Origin of the sequence: Nisaea sp., assembly GCF_017640745.1 — a bacterium.
Taxonomy (GTDB): domain Bacteria; phylum Pseudomonadota; class Alphaproteobacteria; order Thalassobaculales; family Thalassobaculaceae; genus Nisaea.
Genome location: NZ_JAEPQA010000011.1, coordinates 74325 through 96512, shown reverse-complemented (window position 1 = coordinate 96512; position 22188 = coordinate 74325). Strand labels below are relative to the sequence as shown.

Sequence of the window (22188 nt, the reverse complement as noted above, 5' to 3'; positions counted from 1 at the left end):
GAATGACCAGGCGATCGCGCAAGAGCGGCCGGACGAGGGATACGAACGGCGATTTCGACATCGTTGCCGCCGCTTATGAAGGGTTCATCGAGGCCGTCGAGGACGGAAGAATCTTCGGCTGGGCGCTGGATCCGGGAGATCCGGACAAGAAGCTGGAAATCGATCTGTTCCGCGGTCCGGAACTGATCGGACAGGTGACCGCCGACCGGTATCGCGAAGATCTCGTGCAGTATGGCGGTGGTTCCGGCCGGCACGCTTTCGTCTTCACGCTGCCGAAAGAGCTCTGGGGGGAAGATGCGGCCGCCTTCTATGCCTGCTTTGCGGGTTCCAACGTGCCGCTGCTGCGGGGGCCTCGCTGTACGAAGCTTCAACCGGTTGCCGGGACGCAGATCGAGGCGCCCAGCTCCGGGGACAATCCGGCCGGAGGCGGAGGACCGGACATGGATGCTCTGCTTGGCCGTATGGAATCCATCGAACGGGCGCTCGTCAGTCTCGTCCACATGGCGCATCCGGCTTCGGACTACGAACAACAGAAAGCGGCCAAGTCCGGAGAACTGCAGGCCTCGATCGAGGCCCTCCGGGAGGAGGTCGCTTCGCTCGAGAGTTTCGCCATGCGGAGCGACGAGAGGCTGAAGAAGGCTGAAACCAGGCTGAACCGTCTCGACGATCCGGGGGCATTGCGCTGGTTCGAGCGGGTGCATGCGCTCGGCGCTGTCGCGGGGGTCGGTCTGCTCTTCGTTTTCGTCATGCTCTACGCCACTTACGGAGGCCATTGACCGATGCGCGTTCTCTCCGTCGTTCACAATCATTCATCCCTGCATCCCGGCGGCACAGAAATGATGGCGGAAGGGCTGCACAGCGCCTACCGGGAGCGTCCCGGAGTGGAGGCGAGACTGCTTGCCGCGGTGGATCCCGGGCTCCGCCCGGGGCTCCCGGGAACGGCCATTACCGCGCTCGAAACCGATCCCTCAATCTTCTTCTTCCGCGCGCCGGGCTTCGACCCCGTCGAGCAGTCCCGCCATTCGCTGGAGCCGCTTCTGTATGATGTGGCCTGGTTCCTGCGCGATTTCCGGCCGAACATTGTCCACATTCACCACTTCAACCAGTTCGGTCTCGAGCTTCTACAGCTTGTTCGCAAGGAGCTTCCGCGGGCCAGGATCTATGTGACGCTGCACGATTACTATCTGATCTGCGGGCGCGACGGACTGCTGTTCAATTCGGACGGGGAACGCTGCTCCGAGCCGACCCCGGATCGTTGTTTCAAATGTTTTCCCGATCGCTCGCCCGCGAGTTTCGCGGCGCGCAAAGAGTTCGTCCTGAAGCATTTGAACCTTGCGGATCTGCTGATCGCGCCGAGCGCGTTTCTCCGCGAGCGCTTCCTCGCATGGGGGCTTCCGGGCAGCAGGATCGCGGTGATCCGGAACGGCTGGTCGCTCGACGGCGGAGACCGGCAGACGCAGCCGCCTGACCTCCGCAATTTCGCGCTCTTCGGAAATCTCCGAGAGACCAAAGGAACGCTGGTTGCGATCCGCGCGTTTCTCGAAGCCGCAGAGGCAAGCGAGCGGAAATCGATCCTGAACATTTACGGCTCGGCACTTTATCAGCGCGAGGAATTCAAAGAAGAGCTCGCGGCCCTCGTCGACGGCGCCGGAGACCTTGTCCGGATGCACGGTCGCTATGACCGGAACAATCTGGCTCCGGCGCTGCGGCGCGCTGCCTGGGTGCTGGTGCCGTCGATCTGGTGGGAGAACGCGCCTCTGGTCATCAACGAGGCCTTCAGTTTCAAGCGCCCGGTTTTGTGCAGCGACATCGGCGGCATGGCGGAGGCCGTAAGAGATCGCATCGACGGGCTGCATATCCGGGCGGGAGACGTGGCGGCCTGGCGCGAGGCTATCGAGCATGTCTCCGGCAACGAGATTCTTTGGCGAAAACTGAGCGCCGGCGTTGCGCCGGTCCGGACTCTCGATGAGGCCGCGTCCGACTATCTGGCGCTCTTCGAGCGACGGAGGGCGGCGTGATGCTGGATCATGCGACGCGGGACCGGGCCGAACTCGCGATAGATTGTTACTTGTCCGCACGGGAAGACACGCTGCCGGAGGACGCCAATGCAAAAATCGGCGACGGAGACTATGCCGCCATCGGTGCGGAATTCCTGCGCCTCATGGTCGATCTCGGTGGCCTCGAACCGGACTCGAGCGTGCTCGATATCGGCTGCGGGCTGGGGCGGCTTGCGCAGCCTCTGAAATACTATCTCGGTCCCGATGCCAGCTATTTCGGCTTCGACGTGGTCCGCGAGAATGTCGAGTGGTGCCTGCAGAATATCCGCGACGAGCGCGAGCGGTTCGGCTTCTTTCACGTCGACGTCCGGCACCCGCTCTACAATCCGGGGGGAAGGCTCGGCGCCGAGGACATCACGCTGCCGATCGCGGGCGAGACTTTCGATTTCGTTCTCATGGTTTCGGTCTTCACGCATCTGTCCGCAGCGGTCACGGAGCGATATCTCTCCGAGGTCAGCCGGATCCTTTTGCCGGGTGGACGGCTGTTCGCGACCTTCTTCGTGATCGACGAGCGGACCCGGCCGCTGGCGGGTGTGAACCATCGCTATCCGTTCGATCTCGGTGCGCCGGGACCGGTCTACACGCCGCCTCAAGATACCGGATTTGCGGCCGCGGCGATCGAGGAAGACTGGCTGCTCGACTGCGCGCTCCGCCGGTGCGGATTCACGCTCGTCAATCGCGCCGAAGGGCATTGGCCTTATGCCGATCCCGAGCCGGGCACGCCTTTCCAGGACATTCTGGTGTTCCAGAAATGAGCGGGGCGCGTTCGCATAGCCACCTGGTGGGCGGAGCGGCGCGGCCGGCCGTGCTGGTCACGGGCGGGGCCGGCTTCATCGGCAGCCACACCTGCAAGGCGCTGTCGCGCGCAGGATACCTGCCCGTGACCTATGACGATCTCAGCAACGGGATCGCCGCAGCGGTGCGGTGGGGACCACTCGAGATCGGAGATATCCGGGACGAGGCGAGGCTCTATTCGGTGATGACGACCTACCGTCCCGAGGCCGTGCTGCATTTCGCCGGCCTGATCGAGGCCGGAACCTCTGTCCGCGAGCCGCTCGATTATTACGATGTCAATGTCTGCGGTTCGCAGACGCTGCTGCGCTGCATGCGCAGGTCCGGGATCGACAGGATCGTCTTCTCATCGACTGCTGCGGTTTATGGCGAGCCGGAAATCGTGCCGATCCCCGAAACCCATCCGCGCCGGCCGATCAATCCCTATGGGCGCAGCAAGAACATGGTGGAGGACATTCTCGCCGATGCGGCGGCGGCATACGGGCTGCGCTATTGCGCGCTGCGTTATTTCAACGCCGCGGGTGCCGATCCGGACGGAGAACTCCGGGAGAATCACGATCCCGAGACGCATCTGATCCCGCTCGCAATCCAGGCCGCGCTCGGCCTGCGCGACGAACTCGTGATCTTCGGTACCGACTACGACACGCCCGACGGGACGTGCATCAGAGACTACGTGCATGTCAGCGACCTGGCCGAAGGGCATGTGCTGGCGGTGCGACGGCTACTCGATGGAGGGGGCAATCTGACGGCCAATCTCGGAATTGGAAGGGGATTCTCCGTCAGGCAGGTGTCCAAATCTGTTGAGGCCGTGATCGGAAAGCCGATGCGCGTCCGCGAAGCGTCACGGCGTTCGGGTGATCCCGCGAGGTTAATCGCCTCTGCCTCGCTCGTGAAAAAGGAGCTGAAGTGGAATCCGCAGCATTGCCGCCTGATAGATCAGGTGCGCCATGCAGCATGCTCCATCTCGAGCCGGACCGCCCGCCGGAACCGACATGTCTTGTCTGTGGAAGTGGGGGATTGATGGATGGCGTACACAACGGAGACCATATCACACGCGCCGGGTTCTCCCCGTGGTGACAGTAGGGCCGGAGCTGCGGCGAAAGTTGGCGGCGGCGACAAGGAGTTGTCGATAACGGATGTCGTCAGCAGGGTTGGAATACTCGAGAAAAACGCGCTGATCAAAGTCGACCGCGCGGTTGGACTCGACGGCTATGTGGTCATTACCGGCTGGAAGACGAATAGCACCGGCGTCGGTGCGCCCGGCCTCTGCCTTTGCATCACCTACAGGCGGCCTGACGTCGAGCAACAGTTCGGGCGCAACTCGGAAGGTTTCGTTATCGTCGCGAACGTAAGAAACCTGGACAAAGTCGAGGTCTTTTTCACCGCCTCCGGACGCAAGTTCAAGACAATCGTCGAGCCGGCACAAGACTCAGAGGCTGTTAGCATGATCCTGGCCGAGCAGCAGCCACGATTGCCATCGATTCTGCCTGCATTGGTGAAGTCGGGAAGATGGGGGAATGTTCTCTATCGGGAAATCACGAATGACAGCACATCGCGCGCCAAAGGACATATCGACATGGCGCTGTGCGTCGAGGGGGCCGGGATCGCGGTGTCAGGCTGGGGCATCTCGGATGATCCCGCCTCGCTATACCTTGTGGCGGAAAACGGCCGTTGGCTGGAGCTCGCCTCAGCAGAGCCTGTGATGCGCCAGGACGTGATCGATGCTTATGGGACTGAGTTCGAAAACTGGTCTTCCGAACCGGGCTTTTATGCATGTATTCAGGGCGATATCCTGCCGAATACGGAAATCCTTCTGGTAAACGTCCAGGAAGACGGGTTTTTCAACCTGGCAAAGACTGAGGCGGCACAAGCGCATGCCAGCCCGATTGAGTTCGCCCGCCGTATTCTGTCCGAACCAACACCCGAGTACAGCTTTGTCGAACGGCTGTCCCGCCATGATTTGCCGCTGATCGAGGAACTCATCTCGCGCAAGAACGCGGCTCTGCAGAAGCTGCCGGTTGATCGCTGGGACTTCGGCCCTTACCTTTCGCGGCCCGAAGCAAGCATCATCGTACCGCTTTACGGCCGTTGGGATTTCGTCGAGCACCAATTGCTGGAGTTCAGCGCGGATCCGGCCTTCGGCGGCTATGCCGAGCTCATCTACGTCATCGACGATCCGTCCCTTGTTTCCCCGTTTTTGGCCGCGGCGCAGGAACTCCACGATCTCTACGGAGTGCCGTTCAGCATCCTCTGGGGGCATTCAAATCGCGGCTATTCCGGCGCAAACAATCTGGCCGCGGAAAAGGCGAAGGGACGGATTCTGATCTTTCTGAACAGCGATGCCTTCCCCAATCGCCCGGGATGGGTTTCTGGTCTTGTGAGGCAACTCGACAAGAATCCCGACTATGGCATTGTCGCGCCGCGTTTGCTGCTGGCCGATGGCGGGATCCAGCATGCCGGCATCTGCTTCCGATACGACGAGGGGCTCGGAACCTGGCTGAATGATCACCCGCTGTTCGGTTTGCCGCCAAGGGCCGATACCGAAGACAGGCTCGTCGAGCGGCCGGCTGTCACAGGCGCGTGCATGGCGGTTCGGCGCGACCAGTTCATCGAACTCGGCGGTTTCGATCCCGGGTATCTGATCGGCGACTTCGAGGACACGGACCTCTGTCTCAAGTATCGCGGCGCGAAACTCCTGCCCGGGTACGATCCGGGCATCGAACTAACGCATCTGGAACGACAGTCCTTCAGGGGGATTGGCGGCAACGATTTTCGGCAAAAAGTCGTTATTTTCAATGCGGTGCGTCACGAGCGCCGTTGGGGGGGAACGATCGAGAAACTGTCGGCTCCCGCCACGCAGGAGATGGAACATGCGTAAGTCTCTTCGAGTTGCCGTGATCTCTCACGGTCACCCGGACTTCAGCGTCGGTGGCGCGGAAGTGGCCGCCTACAATCTCTTCAAGGGATATCGCGAAAATCCGAGAGTCGAAGAGGCGGTCTTTCTTGCGCGCTGCAGTCGCGGCCCCCACCCGTCCGGCACTATAACGCTCCGCCGTGAGGGAGAGTACCTCTGGGACCAGGCGATGCATGATTGGGATTGCTTTCGCGGTCTGGACAGGAAAGAAGCGCTCCGCAGGTTCAGCGATTGGCTGCAGTCGGTCCGGCCCGATGTCGTGCACGCTCACCATTATGCCCATATGGGACTGGAAATATTCAGACTTATCAAGCGGGTGTGTCCCGACGCGAAACTGTTCGTCACGCTCCACGAATATATGGCGATCTGCAAGCACAATGGGCAGATGGTCCGCCCGGGCGGCAACCGGTTATGCTCCAGTGAGTCGATCGATGATTGCCACCGGTGTTATCCCTCGATCTCCCGGGAGAGTTTCTGGCTCCGCAAGCGCTTTATCATGCGCCATTTCGATGCCGTGGATGGATTCTTTTCGCCATCCGAGTTCTTGCGCCAGAGGTATGTAGACTGGGGAATTTCGCCGGATCGTATCGTCGTTATCGAGAACGGACAGGAAATGCGAGAGCCTGTTCCGCACAGGCCGCTAACATCCGGAGAATACCGCAACCGCTTCGGATTTTTTGGGCAATTGACGCAATACAAGGGTGTCGATGTCTTTCTGCAGGGCGTTGAAATCGCCGCAAAAGAAAGCGAAACGCCGATCAGAGTCGAAATACACGGCGCGAATCTGGAGGGGCAGTCGCAAGAGTTTCAGGAACGGATCGGCAAACTGCGCGAGAAACTGGAGCGAAAGCGAATCCTGCAGTGGGTGGGGCCTTACGAGCCGGATGAACTCCCTCAGAGAATGGCGAATATCGATTGGGTGGTCGTGCCCTCCATATGGTGGGAAAACTCCCCGATGGTGATCCAGGAGGCCTTCCATCACCGCAGACCTGTAATTTGCTCCGGGATTGGCGGCATGGCCGAGAAAGTTACACCCGGGCGGAGCGGTCTTCATGTCGAGAAGGGAAACATCTTTGAGTGGGCCGCGACCATAAGGCGCGCGGCCGGGGATGTCTTGCTTTGGGACTCTCTCGAGAAAGAAATATCGCCACCTGCGTCATATGATGAGGTCGCAGATTTGCATCTCGCTAATTTTATAGGAAAAAATAAGGTGTGCAGTAGTTTAGGAAAGGTTTTTGTGAGTGTTGGTGGTGATTGAATTCAGAATATTTTCTTAGGCGAAAAACATAAGTATCGTGTCTAAATTTGTATCAATAAATTTGAAATTGATATTTATGATTATTTGATAATAGATTCTAAAAAATAGAAAAGGAATATAGGTATGGGATATCAGAGCTTTGATGGGGTTAATGGAGACAGTAAATCTCAGAAAAAATTGGAAAAAATACTTCTCCCTGACGTCTTGGATGGAAAATCTCTATTGGATGTAGGGTGTAATGAAGGTTTTTTTTGTGAGGCAGCTATTAAGAGAGGTGCAAAAAAAGTTGTTGGAATAGATTTTAATGCAGAAATAATTGATAAAGCGAAAAATCGTGTTCCTGAAGCAGAATTTATAAACTCCTCATGGTATAATTTACCGAATGAAAAGTTCGACTATATTATATTTTTGTCTGCAATTCATTATGAGGAAAATCAAAAAAAACTTTTGGATTATATGGTCTCCCGACTAACGCCGAATGGGACTTTGATACTGGAGTGCGGGGTCGTATTGGGTGCGGATGCGATAGATTGGAGGTTGGTGCAGAGGCATGACGGAATGTTACGTTTTCCGAGTTTTCGTTATCTTACAGAAGAGTTACTTTCGCGATATGCTGTAAGAGATGTTGGGCGATCTGTTGATCAGTCTGGCGATCCCGTGCCGCGGTATGTCTTTCATTGTAAGCCGCTACAACCAACAATTTTGTTGGTCGGCGGAGCCTCGAAGTCTGGGAAAACAGTTTTTAGTCGCTTGCTTTCAAGGCAAGGTATTCGAACAATCCATACTGACTTTCTTCTTGGAAAATTAAAGCGTGAGGAAAGTTACGTGCATCCGATTTCAGATTTTATACGAGAAAGTCTCGTTGAGAATGAAGTGGAAATGTTTGTCAAAAAACTTACTGAAGGTGGTCGTGAGCGCGATTTTTGCGATATGATTTTGCGTCACGTTTCCAAGAGTGACGATATGACCGTTCTTGAGGGTTATGCTTTTGGTCAAAAAGAAATAGTTCAAACTCTTACCGAAATGGGTTCTGCATCCGGATTCCGGGTTGTTTCGGCGGCGTTGTGAAACAGAGTTTACCTAGGACATTCCGGCCTTCAACGTGCATCTGCGAAGATTTTCTGCCCCTGTTCTTTTGGGTCCGTCCTGGAGTTAGCTTGGATATGAGGTCCGGTTTTTTAAGAAGGTGTTTATTAAGCATCTAGATCTGCTATTTGACGGAGTTGTCGATTGAGCTTCCAAGCGGTAGGTCGGTCTATTTAACCCCCGACGCCGTCTCCCGCTTGCCCCCGGCCCTTCCCGAAGACAACAATCGCCTTTCCGGACATACGTCTTAGAAAGGGCTGTCATGACTGTCACCGTCGGATTTGTCGGCCTCGGCCTGATGGGGCTGGGGTTCGTGGAGCGGCTGATCGCCAATGGTCACTCGGTTGTCGGCAGCGACGTGAGGCCGGAGGCGCGGGCGTCCGCCGAAAGTCTCGGCGCTCGCACCGTGAACTCGGCGGTCGAGGTGGCGGCCGAAGCCGACCTGGTGCTGATCTGCGTCACCACGCCAGCGGCCGTGGACGCCGTCATCCGCGGCGAGGGCGGGATCCTGTCGGCACCGGGCCGCGACGGTTTGGTGGTGGTGGATCACTCGACAACGGACATTCCTCTGACGCGGGCGCTCGACGAGGTCCTCGCCGCAGCGGACATCGGCTTCGTCGACGCACCGGTCTCCGGCGGACCGCAGGCGGCCCGCGACGGAACGCTCGCGATCATGGCCGGCGGGCGCGAGGAGGATTTCGCCAGGGTCGCCCCGATCCTCGACGGGCTGGGCCGGGCAACTCTGATGGGCGGGGTCGGCGCCGGACAGGCGACCAAGCTGGTCAACCAGTCCCTGGTGCTGACCAATTATTGTGTCATCGCCGAGTCCTTCCGCCTTGCGGAGGCCTTCGGCGTGGACGCGAGCAAAATCCCGGAGGCTCTGGAAACCGGTCATGCCGGCTCGAACCTGTTGAAGACGCTGATGCCGCGGCTGGCCGCCGAGGATTTCACCCCGACCGGCTATGCGCGGCAGATCCTCAAGGACCTTGAGATGCTGCACAGCGCGACCAAGGACCTGCCGCTCGCCATGCCGATGGCAGGACAGGCCTTGACGCTCTTCCGTCTCCACGTCGCCCGGGGCCATGCGGAGGAGGACGGCTGCTCGATCGTGAAGATTTACCCGAAGGGGCAAGTTTAGCGGCCTTCCGACTGGCATCCCACCGCGAAGTCGAATGTTGGGATCTGGGCGGAGCCAGCTTCAGGCTCGTTGGCAATTCACTCCTCTCTGGCCGTGGGATCGGCGGTCGCAGGACGGCGGCGTTTCCCTTGCATGTTTGGTGGGATGTCGAGCAAACGGAAATTTACGGGGGAAAGTCCGAGAATTTCGTAAGGCTCCTCCGGCCTCGCAGTGCGACCGACACGATCGTCATTTCGACATAGGAAAACTTGCCGGGCCCGATCACCAACATGCATGCAGGGGTCACGATCGTAGTCGGCAAAATACAGGCGGCCCTTTTACAGTTTTTTAATTCGGCACACGCAAACTGTGTTCGGGTCTGTGCGCTGGCGTTCACGTCAGCGTGGTGTGGGTCTTCAAGTAGAGGGGGGCTTATTGATTGAAATAATTTAAATTAATAATTTCATATTACAATGAAGCTTTTTTTGATTTTGTTTTGTCTTTAAGAAATGTGCGTCAGGAGCGTTCTGTGAACTTCAAAAATCTACCGCTTACCCAAAAAATGGTGGCGTTTGTTGCGGTGGTTACCGTCCTGAATGTGGCTTGGGGCGCGTGGGCTCTTTACTCCGAGCGCGAGGTCTTGATGTCCGGCAAGCGGAGTCAGATCACGGCGGTCGTTGAGGCTGCATACTCGATCGCAGCCGGTTACGAATCCCTGGCGCAGTCTGGGGAGATGTCGGTCGACGAGGCGAAATTGGCGGCGCTGGAAGCGTTGAGAGCGCTGCGCTACGGCGACGGTGACTATGTCTGGGTCAATGATATGAGCCATGTCGTCGTGATGCATCCGATCAAGCCAGCGCTCGACGGTCAGGATGTTTCCGGTCTTGAAGACCCCGCAGGCACGTTTGTCTTTCGTGAGTTTGTTAATGCGGTCAAGTCGGATGGGGCCGGATTCGTCAATTACCTGTGGCCGAAGCCCGGCTTCGAGCAGCCAGTCGAGAAGACATCTTTCGTAAGGTTGCTGCCGGGGTGGGGCTGGGTCGTCGGTAGCGGTGTGTATCTGGACGACGTGCAAGCGGAGTTTCGATCGATTGCCGTACGGATCGTCCTGTCCGTACTTATCGTAACCGCCGCCATGCTGGGTTTCACCTTGCTGTTTGCGCGCAATGTTGCGCGCCCCCTAACCTTTTCGGTAGCAGCGGTTCAGCGTCTCGCTGACGAGGATCTAAGCGTCGAGGATGGCGACAAAAACCGCAAGGACGAGATCGGTGACCTTTCGCGAGCAATTGCCAGTTTCAAGTCGAAGTTGCGTGAGCGTCAGGATCTCGCCCGTCGGCAGGCTGCCGAGCAGCTTGAGAAGGATCGGCGGCGCGAAGCCAGTGAGCGTCTGGTCCACGACTTTTCCGCCACGATGGCCGGTGTTCTCGAGGGGCTTTCCGACGCATCAAGAGAAATGTCCAGCACTGCCGAAACCGTGAACCAGAGCGCCTCGACCACCACAGATCAGGCTGTTGCAGTCAGTGCTGCAGCCGAGCAGGCCAGCACGAATGTTCAAACTGTCTCGGCCGCTGCACAGGAAATGGCGGCTTCGATCAGCGAGGTCGCGCGCCAGGTCGGTGCGGCCAATTCCGTGACCGGAGAAGCGCAGCAGCAGGCCAGTGACATCGTTGCTACGGTCGGTCGGCTGCAGGCTGCGACCGACCAGATTACAGAGGTTGTCGATTTGATCAGTTCAATCGCTGCCCAGACAAACCTGCTGGCGCTAAACGCGACAATCGAGGCCGCCCGGGCTGGCGAAGCCGGTAAGGGCTTCGCCGTCGTGGCTGGCGAGGTCAAAGGCCTCGCCACCCAGACGGCCCAGGCCACCGCTGATATCACTCGTCAAATTCAGGAAATGCAGCAGGTTTCCAGCGACGCCACCCATGCCATAGGCGAGATCGCCGAGATCATCGATCGAATCGATTCCATCAGTGCGTCCGTCGCCGCGGCGATGGATCAGCAGAACGCTGCTACTCAAGAAATCGTGCGATCGGTGGAGGAAGTTGCTGGCGGCACTACTATGGTCGCCGAGAGCATTGGCTCGGTCCGAACGGCCGCCGCTGATTCCAGAGGTGCCGCCGAGAGCGTTTCTGGTACCGCCTCGCACCTCGCGGGCCAGACCGCGACCCTGCGATCCGAGATTGACAGCTTCCTGGCCGAGATCAACCGGGCCGGGGAACGGCGGAATTTTGAACGCAAGAAGTGCGACATACCGGCCTCTGTCGAGACGCCTATCGGAACAGTCAACGGTAAGCTCTTGGACATAGGGCTGGGAGGGGCGAATTTCTCTGGCCGCGTTGCCGGCCGGATCGGCGACACAGTTTCGCTAGTGATTGAGGGGCAACGACTTTCGGCACAGATTGTCGAAATCGGCGATTCGACGCGGCTACGGTTCTCGCTTGACGCGGCCAATCAACGTGTTGTCGAGGCTACGGCAAACCGGATTGCTGCCTGATCGGCTCTACGTCGGATAGTTCGCCGGTTCGCTCTGTCGGGGCCCGGATTTGGGCAAGGCCGACGACTTGGGTAGCCGCCGGGCAGGCGAACGAATTTGTGAGGCAATCGCTGGCTTTGCCCGGCTATTGCCTCATTGCCGATCCGTCTGCCGCCACAATGCCAAAGGATATGCCAGGCAGGATGGTTACTCTCTTGTCGACATGAATCTGAAAGGCAAGGTCTGAGCATTTTGCAGGCTGCTCTGCCGACTGCTCTGGTCGGTTTCTGTCCGTTCACTTTTGGAGTTGGCTGGGGGACCTGGATTCGAACCAGGACTGACGGAGTCAGAGTCCGCTGTTCTACCGTTAAACTATCCCCCAACGGGACCGGCGCAACGGGTGCGCTCGCGGCAGGGGCCGGAAACTAGCTATCTTGCAGGTATATGGCAAGTGTGAATTTCGAGGGTGCCGTCGTGTCGTTCCGAGCGCCGGGAGTGCGGATGCGGAGCCCTCGACGGAACCTCCCTCGATCCCTAGAATTCGAGATCTCTCGAGGCGGGAAGAGACGGGGGAAGCGGAATGACGAACGCGGCGCTCGACCAGGTTTCGGCGAACCCTCGTCCGGTGTACGGGCGAGCCCTATGACCCGCAAGCGCTACAGGCGCCGGACGCCTCCCGGCTCGGCCCCGGGCACGCTCGTCGCCGATCCCGAGGCGGCGCGCTCCAGCATCAGTGCGATCGGGTATGACGGGACTCAGTTTTTCGAGCGCACGGATCTCACGGTAGAGGAGGTGCGGGCGCTCAAGGGCGGTGCGGGGCTCCTCTGGGTCAGCGTCACCGGGCTCGCCGATGTGGGCATGGTCGAGGACCTCGGTGCGGTCTTCGGCCTACACGGCCTGGCGCTCGAGGATGTCGTCAATACCCACCAGCGCCCGAAGGTCGAGGAGTACGACGATCACGTCTTCATCGTCGTCCATACCGCCGTCGAGGCGAGCCGGGTGCTCACGGACCAGATGTCCATTTTCGTCGGGCCCGGGTTTGTCCTGACCTTCCAGGGGCAGGACCTGAAATGTCTGGAACCGGTGCGCGAGCGCTTGCGCAAAGGGCGCGGGCGCATTCGTCAGTACGGTGCGGATTTCCTCGCCTATTCCCTGATCGACGCGGCAATCGACAATTATTTCCCGCTCGTCGAAAGCTTGGGAGAGCGGCTGGAGAAGCTCGAGGACGCAGTCACCATCCGTCCAGATCCAGGCCAGTTGTCAGAGGTGCATCGCCTCCGGCGCGAGCTGCTCGACCTGAGGCGCACGATCTGGCCGCACCGCGACCTGGTCAACGCCCTGATTCGCGGCGATATCCCGTTGTTCGAGGACCAGACCCGCATTTATCTGCGCGATTGCTACGATCATCTGGTGCAGTTGATCGATCTTGTCGAAACCGACCGCGAAATCGCTTCCGATCTCGGAGACTTCTATCATTCCAGCATGAGCACGCGGCTGAACGACATCATGAAGGTGCTGACGCTGATCGCGACGATCTTCATGCCGCTCGGTTTCATCGCCGGCCTCTACGGGATGAATTTCGACCGTTCGGTCTCGCCGTGGAACATGCCGGAGCTCGGCTGGGTCTTCGGCTATCCCTTCGCGCTCGGACTGATGGCGATCTGTGCGGGGTGCATGCTGGCCTATTTCTTCCGCAAGCGCTGGATCGGCCCGCCGGCCCGGTGGCGGCGGAAGAGAAAAGGGGATCCCGACGGGTAGCCTGGCCGGAAAACACCTCTATCGTTTTCACAATGAATTTCCGGTTATTCGGTATTCTTCACGTTTTTTATACTTTCGCGGATTATGACCGAACCGGACCCGGTCCGGGTCAGTTCAGTCAGGCCGACGGGACGGTCGCGCCGCGCGAAGGGAGTGGAAATGAAACAGGTTCTTGTGCTGGGCGCCGGCGGGTTTATCGGCAGCCACCTGGTGAAGCGCCTGAAGGCCGAGGGATGCCGCGTCCGCGGCGTCGATCTGAAATATCCACGCTATTCAGAAACCGCGGCTGACGAGTTCCTCATCGCGGATCTGCGCGATCCCGTGAATGTGCGGGCCGCGATGGACCGCCCGTTCGACGAGGTCTATCAGCTCGCTGCCGATATGGGCGGGGCCGGATTCGTCTTCACCGGCAGCCACGACGCCGACATCATGCACAATTCCGCGATGATCAATCTCAATGTCGCGGAAACGGCCGCGAAAAACGGGATCCGGAGGATCTTCTATTCCTCCTCCGCCTGTATCTATCCGCAGGAGAACCAGACCGACCCGGACAATCCGAACTGCCGCGAGGACAGCGCCTATCCGGCCGATCCGGACAGCGAGTACGGCTGGGAAAAGCTGTTCAGCGAACGGATGTTCATGTCCTTCGCGCGCAACTATGGCCTCGAATGCCGCATCGCCCGGTTCCACAACGTGTTCGGCCCGGAAGGCTCCTGGAACGACGGGCGGGAGAAGGCGCCCGCCGCGATCTGCCGCAAGGTCGCAGAGGTGCCGGATGGCGGCGAGATCGAGATCTGGGGCGATGGCGAGCAGACACGCTCGTTCCTCTATATCGACGAATGCCTGGAGGGGGTGTTGCGTCTGACCCGCTCCGATTTCGCCGGTCCCGTGAATATCGGCTCGGAGCAGATGGTCAGCATCAACACGCTCGTCGACATGGTCTGTACGATCGCCGGCAAGCAGCTCGGCCGGAAACATGTCACCGGCCCGACCGGAGTCCGGGGCCGCAATTCGGACAATGATCTCATCCGGCGGAAGCTGAACTGGGTTCCGGCGGAGGTCCTCGAAGCCGGGCTCGGTAAGACCTACGCATGGATCGCCGGGCAGCTCGAAGCCGGAAAGAGCGATGTGGACTAGCAGGCCCGTGGGCCGGCCGCTTCGGGCGCTGTCACGCATTTATCACAAAATGCAATTTCAGGCCGCGCGCAGAGTAGGCAAGGTCGGACATTGTGACTACACTCATCGTTGAAACAGCTTCCGGCAGGGCCGGGGGCGCGACATTTGAGATGAGTGAACCATGTCCGCCGGCCGTTCGTTATCGACACGCCGGGGAGGCCGTTCGACGGAGAACGATCGGGAAAAGGGGCGTTTCGCGCGGCCGCGTCCGCCGGTGCGCAAAGGTCCGCCGAAACCGTTGGACAGTGCCGACCGCCGCTCAAACGGATCAGGCAGCGAGCCTGTTCTGGCGGCATTGGATTTGGGAACCAACAACTGCCGCCTGCTGATCGCCGTCCCGTCCGACTCCGGATTTCGCGTGATCGATGCCTTTTCCAGGATCGTCCGCCTCGGACAGGGCCTGCAGAAACACCAGAAACTGTCCGACGACGCGATGGAACGTACGGTTCAGGCGTTGAAGATCTGTGCCCGCAAGATGGCGAAGCGGAACGTGACATTGTCGCGGCTGGTGGCGACCGAAGCCTGCCGCCGGGCCCGGAACTGCGACGCCTTTCTGGAGCGTGTGGCCGCCGAAACCGATCTCGAAATCGAGATCATCTCGACCTATGAAGAGGCCCAGCTGGCGCTCGCGGGCTGTGTCCCGCTGTTCAACCCCGATATTCCGAATGCCTTGGTCTTCGATATCGGTGGCGGCAGCACGGAACTCGTGTGGCATCGCCGCGACGAGACGGATAGCCCGCGCAATGGGCGTGGAGCACTCGATGCGATTTCCCTGCCGGTCGGGGTGGTGACCCTGGCCGAGCGCCATGGCGGCGACCGTTTCGACCGCGAGACATATCGCCGGATGGTGGACGAGACCCGTGCCGCGCTCGACGCCTTCGAGGCCCGCTTCGACATCAGTTCGGCGATCCGTGACGGCGCGGTCCAGATGGTCGGAACCTCCGGGACCGTGACCACGCTGGCCGGTATCAGCATGAATCTCAGGCGCTACGACCGCGACCGCGTGGACGGCACCTATCTCGATTTCGACGAGATGGAGGAAATCGCCGGACGGCTCGCATCGGTCGGCTTCCGCGAGCGGGCGGCAATGCCGTGCATCGGTTCGGAACGCGCGGACCTTGTGGTCGCCGGATGCGCGATCCTGCAGGGGATCTGCGAGCGCTGGCCCGTCGGCCGGCTTCGGGTCGCCGACCGAGGGCTGCGGGAGGGCATTCTCTTCGACCTTCTGGAGCAGGTGACGGCGGCGGAATAGCGCCCCGCCGCTTGACGAGCCTGCCGCTTCCGGCGCACTTAGGCGCCCATGACAAGCAAACGCGGCGGACGGCGCGGCGGGCGCGGCTCTGGGTCCCGGATGACCAGTGTCGAGCTCAAGAATGCGCGCCGGCACAAACCTTCTTCGCAACGCTGGCTCCGGCGTCAGCTCAACGATCCTTATGTGGCCGAGGCGCAAAAGCTCGGCTACCGCTCCCGCGCGGCCTTCAAACTGCTGCAGCTGGACGAGAAGTTCCATTTCCTGAAGCCCGGCGCGAAAGTCGTCGATCTCGGTGCCGCGCCCGGAGGCTGGACCCAGATCGCGGTCGCGGCCGTCGGGGCCGACAAGGATAGAGGTACGGTCGTCGGGATCGACCTTCTGGAGATGGAGCCGGTTCCCGGGGCGGACCTGTTCCAGGGCGATTTCATGACCGACGAGGGTCTGGCTGCCTTGCGCGAACGAATGGAAGGGCCGGTCGATGTGGTGCTGAGCGACATGGCGGCGTCGACCACCGGACACGCCCCGACCGATCATCTGCGGACCGCGGCCCTCTGCGAGGCGGCGCTGGAATTTGCCATAGAAGTGCTGGATGAGGGCGGAACCTTCGTCGCCAAGGTCTTCAAGGGCGGCAGCGAGCAGGAAATGCTCCGGCGCATGAAACTCGCGTTTCGCACCGTGCGCCATGCCAAGCCCGCCGCGAGCCGGCCGGAATCGCCGGAAGCCTATGTCGTGTGCACGGGCTTCAGGGGACTGCCGGAGAACGAGCAGGGGGAAGACGGGGATACGGAGAACGGGGATGACGGAGCTGACGTTTAACGTCATCGACGGTCAGACAGACGGTCTCTACGAAATTGACCAGCGCCTGGTCGCGTTCAACCGCGAGCGCTCCGACTGGAACAGCCGCTATTTCACGGTCGAGATCCGTGACGCGGACGGCAAACTGCGCGGCGGCGCGGGCGCGCGCGTCAATCTCGGGATTGTCGAGGTGTCGACGATCTGGCTGGACAACGACCTGCGCGGAAACGGTTGGGGGCGGCGCCTTGTCGAAACGGTCGTGGAGAAGGGGCGGGATCTGCAGGCCGGCAAGATCATGCTCGATACCTACGATTTCCAGGCCCGCGCCTTCTATGAGGCGCTCGGATTCTCCGTCTTCGGCACACTCGATTATCCGAGCGGCAACAGCCGCTTCTACCTTTCCCGGGATATCTGAGTTGCCTTGAGGCCTGAACGCCACATCTCTAACTCCTCAATCCGGCCGATCCATCCGGTTCCATTTCTTCAAACCCGGCAAGGACTCCTCCATGAGCAATGCGAAGATCCTAGTTTTCGCGGGCAGTGCGCGCGAAAACTCCCTGAACAAGAGGCTGGCGGCTGCCGGTGCGGAAGCCGTGCGGCGGGCCGGCGGCTCGGCGACGCTTATCGATCTCAACGATTATCCGGCGCCGATCTATCACGGAGACGACGAGGACGCGCACGGGGTACCCGAGAATATCCTCACTCTAAAGCAGATGATCGCCGACCATGACGGACTGCTGATTGCGACGCCGGAATATAACGGCTTCGTGCCGCCGCTGCTGGTGAACACGTTCAGCTGGGTTTCCCGCAAGTCGGACAAGGGCGGTCCGGAAGACGTCCTGAAATCCAAGCATGTTGCGATCATGGCCGCCTCTCCGGGACGGCTCGGCGGAGTCCGGGTGATCCCGCGGTTGCGCGACTGTCTCTGTGAACTCGGCTGTATCCCGGTGCAGGGCTTTGTCACGGTGCCGGGAGCGGGCAGCGCCTTCGCTGCCGACGGGAACCTCGCGGACGAGACGGCACAGCGCGGACTCGATTCCCTGACGGCAAGACTGGTCGCCGCCGCCGGATAGGATCGGCGAATGCGGCTGCATGGCAGCTTTGCACAATCTTCACGGATGCTTCGGCACTTCGTACTTGGCAGTCTGGGGGGGCGGTGTTATAGGGCCGTGCCACCGCAGCATTCGGAGGCACCATGGATATCCGCGAAGCTCTGACCTTCGACGACGTCCTTCTCGAACCAGCCCTTTCCTCGGTTCTCCCGACCCAGGTCGACACGTCTACGCAGCTGACCCGCACCATTCGTCTCGGTATTCCCGTGATTTCCGCGGCGATGGATACCGTGACGGAAAGCCAGCTCGCCATTGCCATGGCGCAGCTCGGCGGTCTCGGGGTCATTCACAAGAACATGGACGCATCCCGGCAGGCCGACGAAGTTCGCGCGGTGAAGAAGTTCGAGGCCGGTATGGTGGTGAACCCGGTCACGATCGCCCCGGAGCAGAGCCTCGCGGACGCGATGGCGCTGATGTCCCGCTTCAAGATCAGCGGCATTCCGGTGGTCAGGTCGAAGACCGGCAAGTTGGTCGGCATCCTGACCCACCGCGACGTGCGCTTCGCGAAAGAGCTGACGCAGCCGGTGAAAGACCTGATGACCAAGAAGGTGATCACGGTGGGCGAGGACGTCACGCCTGAAGAAGCCCGCGCATTGCTGCACAAGCACAGGATCGAGAAGCTGCTGGTGGTGGACGGCGATCACAAGTGCATCGGCCTGATCACCGTCAAGGACATGGACAAGGCGCAGAGCCATCCGAACGCCTGCAAGGACGAGAAGGGGCGCCTTCGCGCCGCCGCGGCGACCGGTACCGGCAAGGACGGCATCGCCCGTGCCGAGGCGCTGATCGACGCCGAGGTCGACATCATCGTCGTCGACACCGCGCACGGCCACTCCCAGGGCGTGCTCAACTCCGTCGACGAGATCCGCAAGCTCAGCAACCGCACCCAGATCATTGCCGGCAATGTCGCCACCCGCGACGGCGCGCAGGCGCTGATCGATGCCGGCGCGGATGCGGTCAAGGTCGGTATCGGCCCGGGCTCGATCTGCACCACCCGCATGGTCGCCGGCGTTGGCGTGCCGCAGCTGACCGCCATCACGGGGGCGCTGGAAGCCTGCCACAAGGCCGGCGTGCCGGTGATCTCGGACGGCGGCATCAAATATTCCGGCGATCTCGCCAAGGCGATCGCGGCGGGTGCCGACTGCGCCATGATCGGCTCGCTCTTCGCCGGCACGGACGAAAGCCCGGGCGAGGTCTATCTCTACCAGGGCCGGTCCTATAAGGCCTATCGCGGCATGGGCTCTCTCGGCGCCATGGCGCGCGGTTCCGCCGACCGGTATTTCCAGGCGGAAGTCTCCGATAATCTGAAACTCGTTCCGGAAGGGATCGAGGGCCAGGTGCCTTACAAGGGGCCGGTCGGAGCCGTGGTGCATCAGCTGATCGGCGGCCTGCGGGCGGCGATGGGCTATACCGGGAACGCGACGGTCAAGGACATGCAGTCGAACTGCAAGTTCCTCCGCATCAGCAACGCGGGGCTGCGCGAAAGCCATGTCCACGACGTGACCATCACCCGCGAAGCGCCGAACTACCGGCCGAGCATGTAACCTCCAGGGGCGCCATCGGCGCCCCGGGAACTTTGGAAAGCACTGTCCATGATCCCTGCGGCCCGCCTTCTCGCCGCGATCGAGATTCTCGAAGAAGCCGAAGCGGATCCGCGCCCGGTCGACCGGGTGCTCGAAGGCTATTTCCGTCAGCGCCGCTATGCCGGTTCGAAGGACCGCCATGCGATCCGCGACCGTGTCTACGGCATTCTGCGCCGCCGGGCCCGGATTGACTGGCATCTCGAGCGCACCGGTGTCGTGGAACGGCCGACGGCCCGGCTTCGGGTCATGGCAGACCTGGTGCTGACGGACGAGTTGACCGGCAAGGCGGTGCAGGAACTATTCTCCGGCGAAAAGCATTCTCCGGCCGTTCTCGGCGAAATCGAGAACCGGGCTTTCTCCGCGTTGAGGGACAAGACGCTCGACGGCGACGAGGCGATGCCGGCATCCGTGCGTCTGGAAACCCCGGAATGGGTCTATCGCCGCCTCGAACCGGTTCTCGGCGACGAGCGGGCGGACGCGCTGACGGCGATGGGCACGGAAGCGCCTTTCGATCTCCGCATCAATCCGTTGCACAAGGCCGACCGGAACTCTGTTCGCGAGGCGCTTGCCAAGCAGGACCTGATCACTGAGCCGACCCCGTATTCGCCCTTCGGCCTCCGCTCAGCGGACCGCAAGCCGATCGACGGGCTGAAGCTGTTCAAGGAGGGGCTGATCGAAGTGCAGGACGAGGGGGCGCAGATCGCCGCCCTTCTGCTCGGTGCCGCGCCGGGCATGCAGATCGCGGACTATTGCGCCGGGGCCGGCGGCAAGACGCTGGTCATGGCAGGTCTGATGGAGAACAAGGGCCGCGTACTCGCGCTCGATACCTCCAAAGGCCGGCTCGAGCGTTGCGGCGTCCGCACCCGCCGTGCGGGTCTGCACAATGTCGAGCGGCACGAACTGGCGGAAGGCAGCGACCGGCGCGTGAAGCGTCTTGCCGGCAAGTTCGACCGGGTCATGGTCGACGCTCCCTGCTCAGGCACCGGAACCTGGCGGCGCAATCCCGATGCGCGCTGGCGCTACTCGGAAGAGGATCTGGCGGAGCTGACGAAGCTGCAGGCGGTCATCCTGCAGCGCGGCGCGCGGTTGGTGAAGCCGGGAGGCCGGCTCGCCTACGTCACCTGCTCGCTGCTGCCGGAAGAGAACGAGGCGATCGTCGACGCCTTCCTGGTGGAGCGCGGCGACGAGTTCCGCAGCCTCGACATCGCCACGGTGTGGAACGAGACCGTCGTCGCTCTTGGCGGCGGCGCCTGCCCGGTGGAGGGCACGCACCTGCGGCTCACGCCCCATCGCCACAACACGGATGGTTTTTTCGTCCAGATCCTTGAGCGGTCGGCCGAAAGCTGAGTGCTTATTCGGCATTGAACCCGCAGCGGTCTTCACTATGATTCCCGGAGGAGTTTAGAACTCCGAAGGGAAAGCCATGCCGGATCCGCGAGATATCAAGATCCGCCCCGCCGAGGCGAAGGACGCTTCGGCGGTCGGCAAGGTGCAGGTCGAGACGTGGCAGGACGCGTATGTCGGTATTCTCCCTGACCGTGTTCTGCTGGAGATGCGCGCTGTCCGTTCCGCCGCGCAATGGTCGAACGCGATCGCCAAGAACAGTGTGCCGGGCTTTTTCCAGATCGCCGAATGGCAGGGCCGTATCGTCGGCTTCTGCCAGGGCGGCCCGCGGCGTCAGGACATAAAGGCGGCGGGAAACGAGGTCGGAGAGATCGCCGAAATCTACGTGCTCTACGTCGATCCGAGCTTTCAGGGGCTCGGCGTTGGAACGGCAATGATGGGACGTGTCGTGGACAGCCTCGCCGGGGAGGGTTTCGGCTCGCTCCTCCTCACCGTCCTGAGCGCCAACCGGTCGGGCGTCGCTTTCTATGAGAAGCTCGACGGATCGGCGGACCTGCCGATGGAATGCACCGTCATGGGTGTGACGGCGGAAGAGACGGTCTACCGGTGGCCCGATATCCGGGCCTTGCAGGACCGGCTGGCCGGCGCCGTGGGGTGAGCGCGATTGCTGCTCAGTCCGAGAGTTTTTCCAGATAGACCTGATAGAGCGCGGCGGAGAAGAACCTGATCTTGTCGCTGTAGATGTTCGTGAAGGCATCGATGGCCGGCTTTGGCGTCCGCATGACGTTTTTCGCAGGGTCGGACGGGTCCCGCCACAGATAGTCGTCGAAGACCATGACGCCGCCGGTCCGGCAAAGCCGGAAACCGAGCACCGCGTCGCACAGCACGTCCGGAGCCTGGTGCGAGCCGTCGACATAGACCAGGTCGAAATAGCCGGCATAGCCCTCCGCCAGAAGGCGGGAGAGGACGAGATCCGATCTGCCCTTGTGTTTCGTCAGCTTCACCTCATGAGTGGCGGCTTCGGTCACGATCGCCATATTCATATCGAAACGGCGCTCGACGGCGCCCATGTCGCGCTCTTTCGTTTCGACACTGCCTTCCCAGGTGTCGATGCAATGGATCTCGATCTGCTGTTCGTTCGCGAGTTTCTGGACGACGAAACAGGCGCTTGCCCCTTCATAAGAGCCGATCTCAAGAATTCTTGCCGGTTTTCTTCGGGGGATGAGAGATTCCCAGACCGATCTGGAGATTTGGAACCAGTCGGTCGTAAATTCGGGTGCAGCTTTTTGCAGCATGTCTTTTCCTGAGTCTCGTTCCGCCGTCCGACGTGTTCGGGGGGCAAGAAACCATGTCGTCCAAATACCCAAATGACTTTCTCTACTTGCGGGTAAACAGAGCATTTCGACAACCATTTTTTGCTCCGCGGTTCTCGCGGTCATGCGAGCGATTCGGAGCGCCAGGGTCCGCCGAA

Annotated in this window: 19 protein-coding genes and 1 tRNA gene; 18 read left to right on the top strand and 2 right to left on the bottom strand. The window is 60.8% G+C overall.

Annotation, left to right across the window (positions count from 1 at the left end):
* Positions 1-2: 2 nt before the first annotated feature.
* The 9 genes from JJ959_RS09765 (at position 3) to JJ959_RS09725 (ending at position 11718) form a co-directional block, all read left to right on the top strand.
* Entirely contained in the window at positions 3-776 is a 774-nt protein-coding gene (locus tag JJ959_RS09765; protein WP_292882760.1) for a hypothetical protein, read from the top strand.
* A gap of 3 nt (positions 777-779) precedes the next feature.
* The gene (locus tag JJ959_RS09760) at positions 780-2018 is read left to right on the top strand and encodes a glycosyltransferase family 4 protein (RefSeq protein WP_292882758.1); all 1239 of its coding nucleotides are present in this window, start codon (positions 780-782) and stop codon (positions 2016-2018) included.
* Positions 2018-2812, top strand: coding sequence for a class I SAM-dependent methyltransferase (locus tag JJ959_RS09755; RefSeq protein ID WP_292882756.1), 795 nt, complete (start codon positions 2018-2020; stop codon positions 2810-2812). Before JJ959_RS09760 ends, JJ959_RS09755 begins: the two co-directional genes overlap by 1 nt.
* The gene (gene galE / locus JJ959_RS09750) at positions 2809-3870 is read left to right on the top strand and encodes a UDP-glucose 4-epimerase GalE (protein WP_292882753.1); all 1062 of its coding nucleotides are present in this window, start codon (positions 2809-2811) and stop codon (positions 3868-3870) included. Before JJ959_RS09755 ends, galE begins: the two co-directional genes overlap by 4 nt.
* A 3-nt stretch (positions 3871-3873) precedes the next feature.
* On the top strand, positions 3874-5727 hold the full coding sequence (locus tag JJ959_RS09745) for a glycosyltransferase (RefSeq protein WP_292882750.1): 1854 nt from the start codon (positions 3874-3876) through the stop codon (positions 5725-5727).
* Positions 5720-7021: a glycosyltransferase family 4 protein gene (locus JJ959_RS09740; RefSeq protein ID WP_292882747.1), complete on the top strand. Its 1302-nt coding sequence runs from the start codon at positions 5720-5722 to the stop codon at positions 7019-7021. Before JJ959_RS09745 ends, JJ959_RS09740 begins: the two co-directional genes overlap by 8 nt.
* Before the next feature lie 123 nt (positions 7022-7144).
* Positions 7145-8089 (top strand): class I SAM-dependent methyltransferase, encoded by a 945-nt coding sequence (locus JJ959_RS09735; RefSeq protein WP_292882744.1) that lies wholly within the window; start codon positions 7145-7147, stop codon positions 8087-8089.
* Positions 8090-8369: 280 nt separating this feature from the next.
* A complete protein-coding gene (locus JJ959_RS09730) occupies positions 8370-9245 on the top strand; it encodes an NAD(P)-dependent oxidoreductase (RefSeq protein WP_292882742.1) in 876 nt (291 codons plus the stop codon).
* A 508-nt stretch (positions 9246-9753) separates the two neighbouring features.
* Positions 9754-11718 (top strand): cache domain-containing protein, encoded by a 1965-nt coding sequence (locus JJ959_RS09725; protein WP_292882739.1) that lies wholly within the window; start codon positions 9754-9756, stop codon positions 11716-11718.
* Between the two features lie 287 nt (positions 11719-12005).
* Here the strand turns inward: JJ959_RS09725 and JJ959_RS09720 are convergent.
* Positions 12006-12079 (bottom strand) — tRNA-Gln (locus JJ959_RS09720).
* A gap of 260 nt (positions 12080-12339) precedes the next feature.
* Between JJ959_RS09720 and corA the strand changes: the two genes are divergently transcribed.
* The 9 genes from corA to JJ959_RS09675 all read left to right on the top strand — a co-directional run bounded on the left by corA (position 12340) and on the right by JJ959_RS09675 (position 21375).
* The gene (gene corA, locus JJ959_RS09715) at positions 12340-13455 is read left to right on the top strand and encodes a magnesium/cobalt transporter CorA (protein ID WP_292882736.1); all 1116 of its coding nucleotides are present in this window, start codon (positions 12340-12342) and stop codon (positions 13453-13455) included.
* Between the two features lie 159 nt (positions 13456-13614).
* The gene (locus tag JJ959_RS09710) at positions 13615-14592 is read left to right on the top strand and encodes an NAD-dependent epimerase/dehydratase family protein (protein ID WP_292882733.1); all 978 of its coding nucleotides are present in this window, start codon (positions 13615-13617) and stop codon (positions 14590-14592) included.
* Positions 14593-14932: 340 nt separating this feature from the next.
* Positions 14933-15883, top strand: coding sequence for a Ppx/GppA phosphatase family protein (locus JJ959_RS09705; RefSeq protein WP_292882731.1), 951 nt, complete (start codon positions 14933-14935; stop codon positions 15881-15883).
* 99 nt (positions 15884-15982) lie between these two features.
* Positions 15983-16699, top strand: a complete 717-nt coding sequence (locus tag JJ959_RS09700; protein WP_366816963.1) for an RlmE family RNA methyltransferase — start codon at positions 15983-15985, stop codon at positions 16697-16699.
* The gene (locus tag JJ959_RS09695) at positions 16680-17093 is read left to right on the top strand and encodes a GNAT family N-acetyltransferase (RefSeq protein WP_292882726.1); all 414 of its coding nucleotides are present in this window, start codon (positions 16680-16682) and stop codon (positions 17091-17093) included. The genes JJ959_RS09700 and JJ959_RS09695 overlap by 20 nt, the downstream gene beginning before the upstream one ends.
* A 91-nt stretch (positions 17094-17184) precedes the next feature.
* Complete coding sequence (locus tag JJ959_RS09690; protein WP_292882723.1) at positions 17185-17751, top strand: NAD(P)H-dependent oxidoreductase; 567 nt, start codon at positions 17185-17187, stop codon at positions 17749-17751.
* Positions 17752-17873: 122 nt separating this feature from the next.
* Positions 17874-19334, top strand: coding sequence for an IMP dehydrogenase (gene guaB, locus JJ959_RS09685; protein WP_292882721.1), 1461 nt, complete (start codon positions 17874-17876; stop codon positions 19332-19334).
* Between the two features lie 48 nt (positions 19335-19382).
* The gene (locus JJ959_RS09680) at positions 19383-20720 is read left to right on the top strand and encodes an RsmB/NOP family class I SAM-dependent RNA methyltransferase (protein ID WP_292882718.1); all 1338 of its coding nucleotides are present in this window, start codon (positions 19383-19385) and stop codon (positions 20718-20720) included.
* A 76-nt stretch (positions 20721-20796) separates the two neighbouring features.
* The gene (locus tag JJ959_RS09675) at positions 20797-21375 is read left to right on the top strand and encodes a GNAT family N-acetyltransferase (RefSeq protein WP_292882715.1); all 579 of its coding nucleotides are present in this window, start codon (positions 20797-20799) and stop codon (positions 21373-21375) included.
* Positions 21376-21388: 13 nt separating this feature from the next.
* Here JJ959_RS09675 and JJ959_RS09670 read toward each other — a convergent pair whose 3' ends face one another.
* Positions 21389-22012 carry a class I SAM-dependent methyltransferase gene (locus JJ959_RS09670; protein WP_292882713.1) on the bottom strand — a complete coding sequence of 208 codons (624 nt, stop codon included), beginning with the start codon at positions 22010-22012 and terminating at the stop codon, positions 21389-21391.
* Positions 22013-22188 lie beyond the last annotated feature (176 nt).

Coding starts and splice junctions, on each gene's coding strand:
- JJ959_RS09690 (WP_292882723.1), top strand. CDS start 17,185: ATGAGCAATGCGAAGATCCTAGTTTTCGCGGGCAGTGCGCGCGAAAAC.
- JJ959_RS09745 (WP_292882750.1), top strand. CDS start 3,874: ATGGCGTACACAACGGAGACCATATCACACGCGCCGGGTTCTCCCCGT.
- JJ959_RS09695 (WP_292882726.1), top strand. CDS start 16,680: ATGACGGAGCTGACGTTTAACGTCATCGACGGTCAGACAGACGGTCTC.
- JJ959_RS09760 (WP_292882758.1), top strand. CDS start 780: ATGCGCGTTCTCTCCGTCGTTCACAATCATTCATCCCTGCATCCCGGC.
- JJ959_RS09680 (WP_292882718.1), top strand. CDS start 19,383: ATGATCCCTGCGGCCCGCCTTCTCGCCGCGATCGAGATTCTCGAAGAA.
- JJ959_RS09670 (WP_292882713.1), bottom strand. CDS start 22,012: ATGCTGCAAAAAGCTGCACCCGAATTTACGACCGACTGGTTCCAAATC.
- JJ959_RS09765 (WP_292882760.1), top strand. CDS start 3: ATGACCAGGCGATCGCGCAAGAGCGGCCGGACGAGGGATACGAACGGC.
- guaB (WP_292882721.1), top strand. CDS start 17,874: ATGGATATCCGCGAAGCTCTGACCTTCGACGACGTCCTTCTCGAACCA.
- JJ959_RS09710 (WP_292882733.1), top strand. CDS start 13,615: ATGAAACAGGTTCTTGTGCTGGGCGCCGGCGGGTTTATCGGCAGCCAC.
- JJ959_RS09675 (WP_292882715.1), top strand. CDS start 20,797: ATGCCGGATCCGCGAGATATCAAGATCCGCCCCGCCGAGGCGAAGGAC.
- JJ959_RS09730 (WP_292882742.1), top strand. CDS start 8,370: ATGACTGTCACCGTCGGATTTGTCGGCCTCGGCCTGATGGGGCTGGGG.
- JJ959_RS09735 (WP_292882744.1), top strand. CDS start 7,145: ATGGGATATCAGAGCTTTGATGGGGTTAATGGAGACAGTAAATCTCAG.
- JJ959_RS09740 (WP_292882747.1), top strand. CDS start 5,720: ATGCGTAAGTCTCTTCGAGTTGCCGTGATCTCTCACGGTCACCCGGAC.
- JJ959_RS09755 (WP_292882756.1), top strand. CDS start 2,018: ATGCTGGATCATGCGACGCGGGACCGGGCCGAACTCGCGATAGATTGT.
- corA (WP_292882736.1), top strand. CDS start 12,340: ATGACCCGCAAGCGCTACAGGCGCCGGACGCCTCCCGGCTCGGCCCCG.
- galE (WP_292882753.1), top strand. CDS start 2,809: ATGAGCGGGGCGCGTTCGCATAGCCACCTGGTGGGCGGAGCGGCGCGG.
- JJ959_RS09700 (WP_366816963.1), top strand. CDS start 15,983: ATGACCAGTGTCGAGCTCAAGAATGCGCGCCGGCACAAACCTTCTTCG.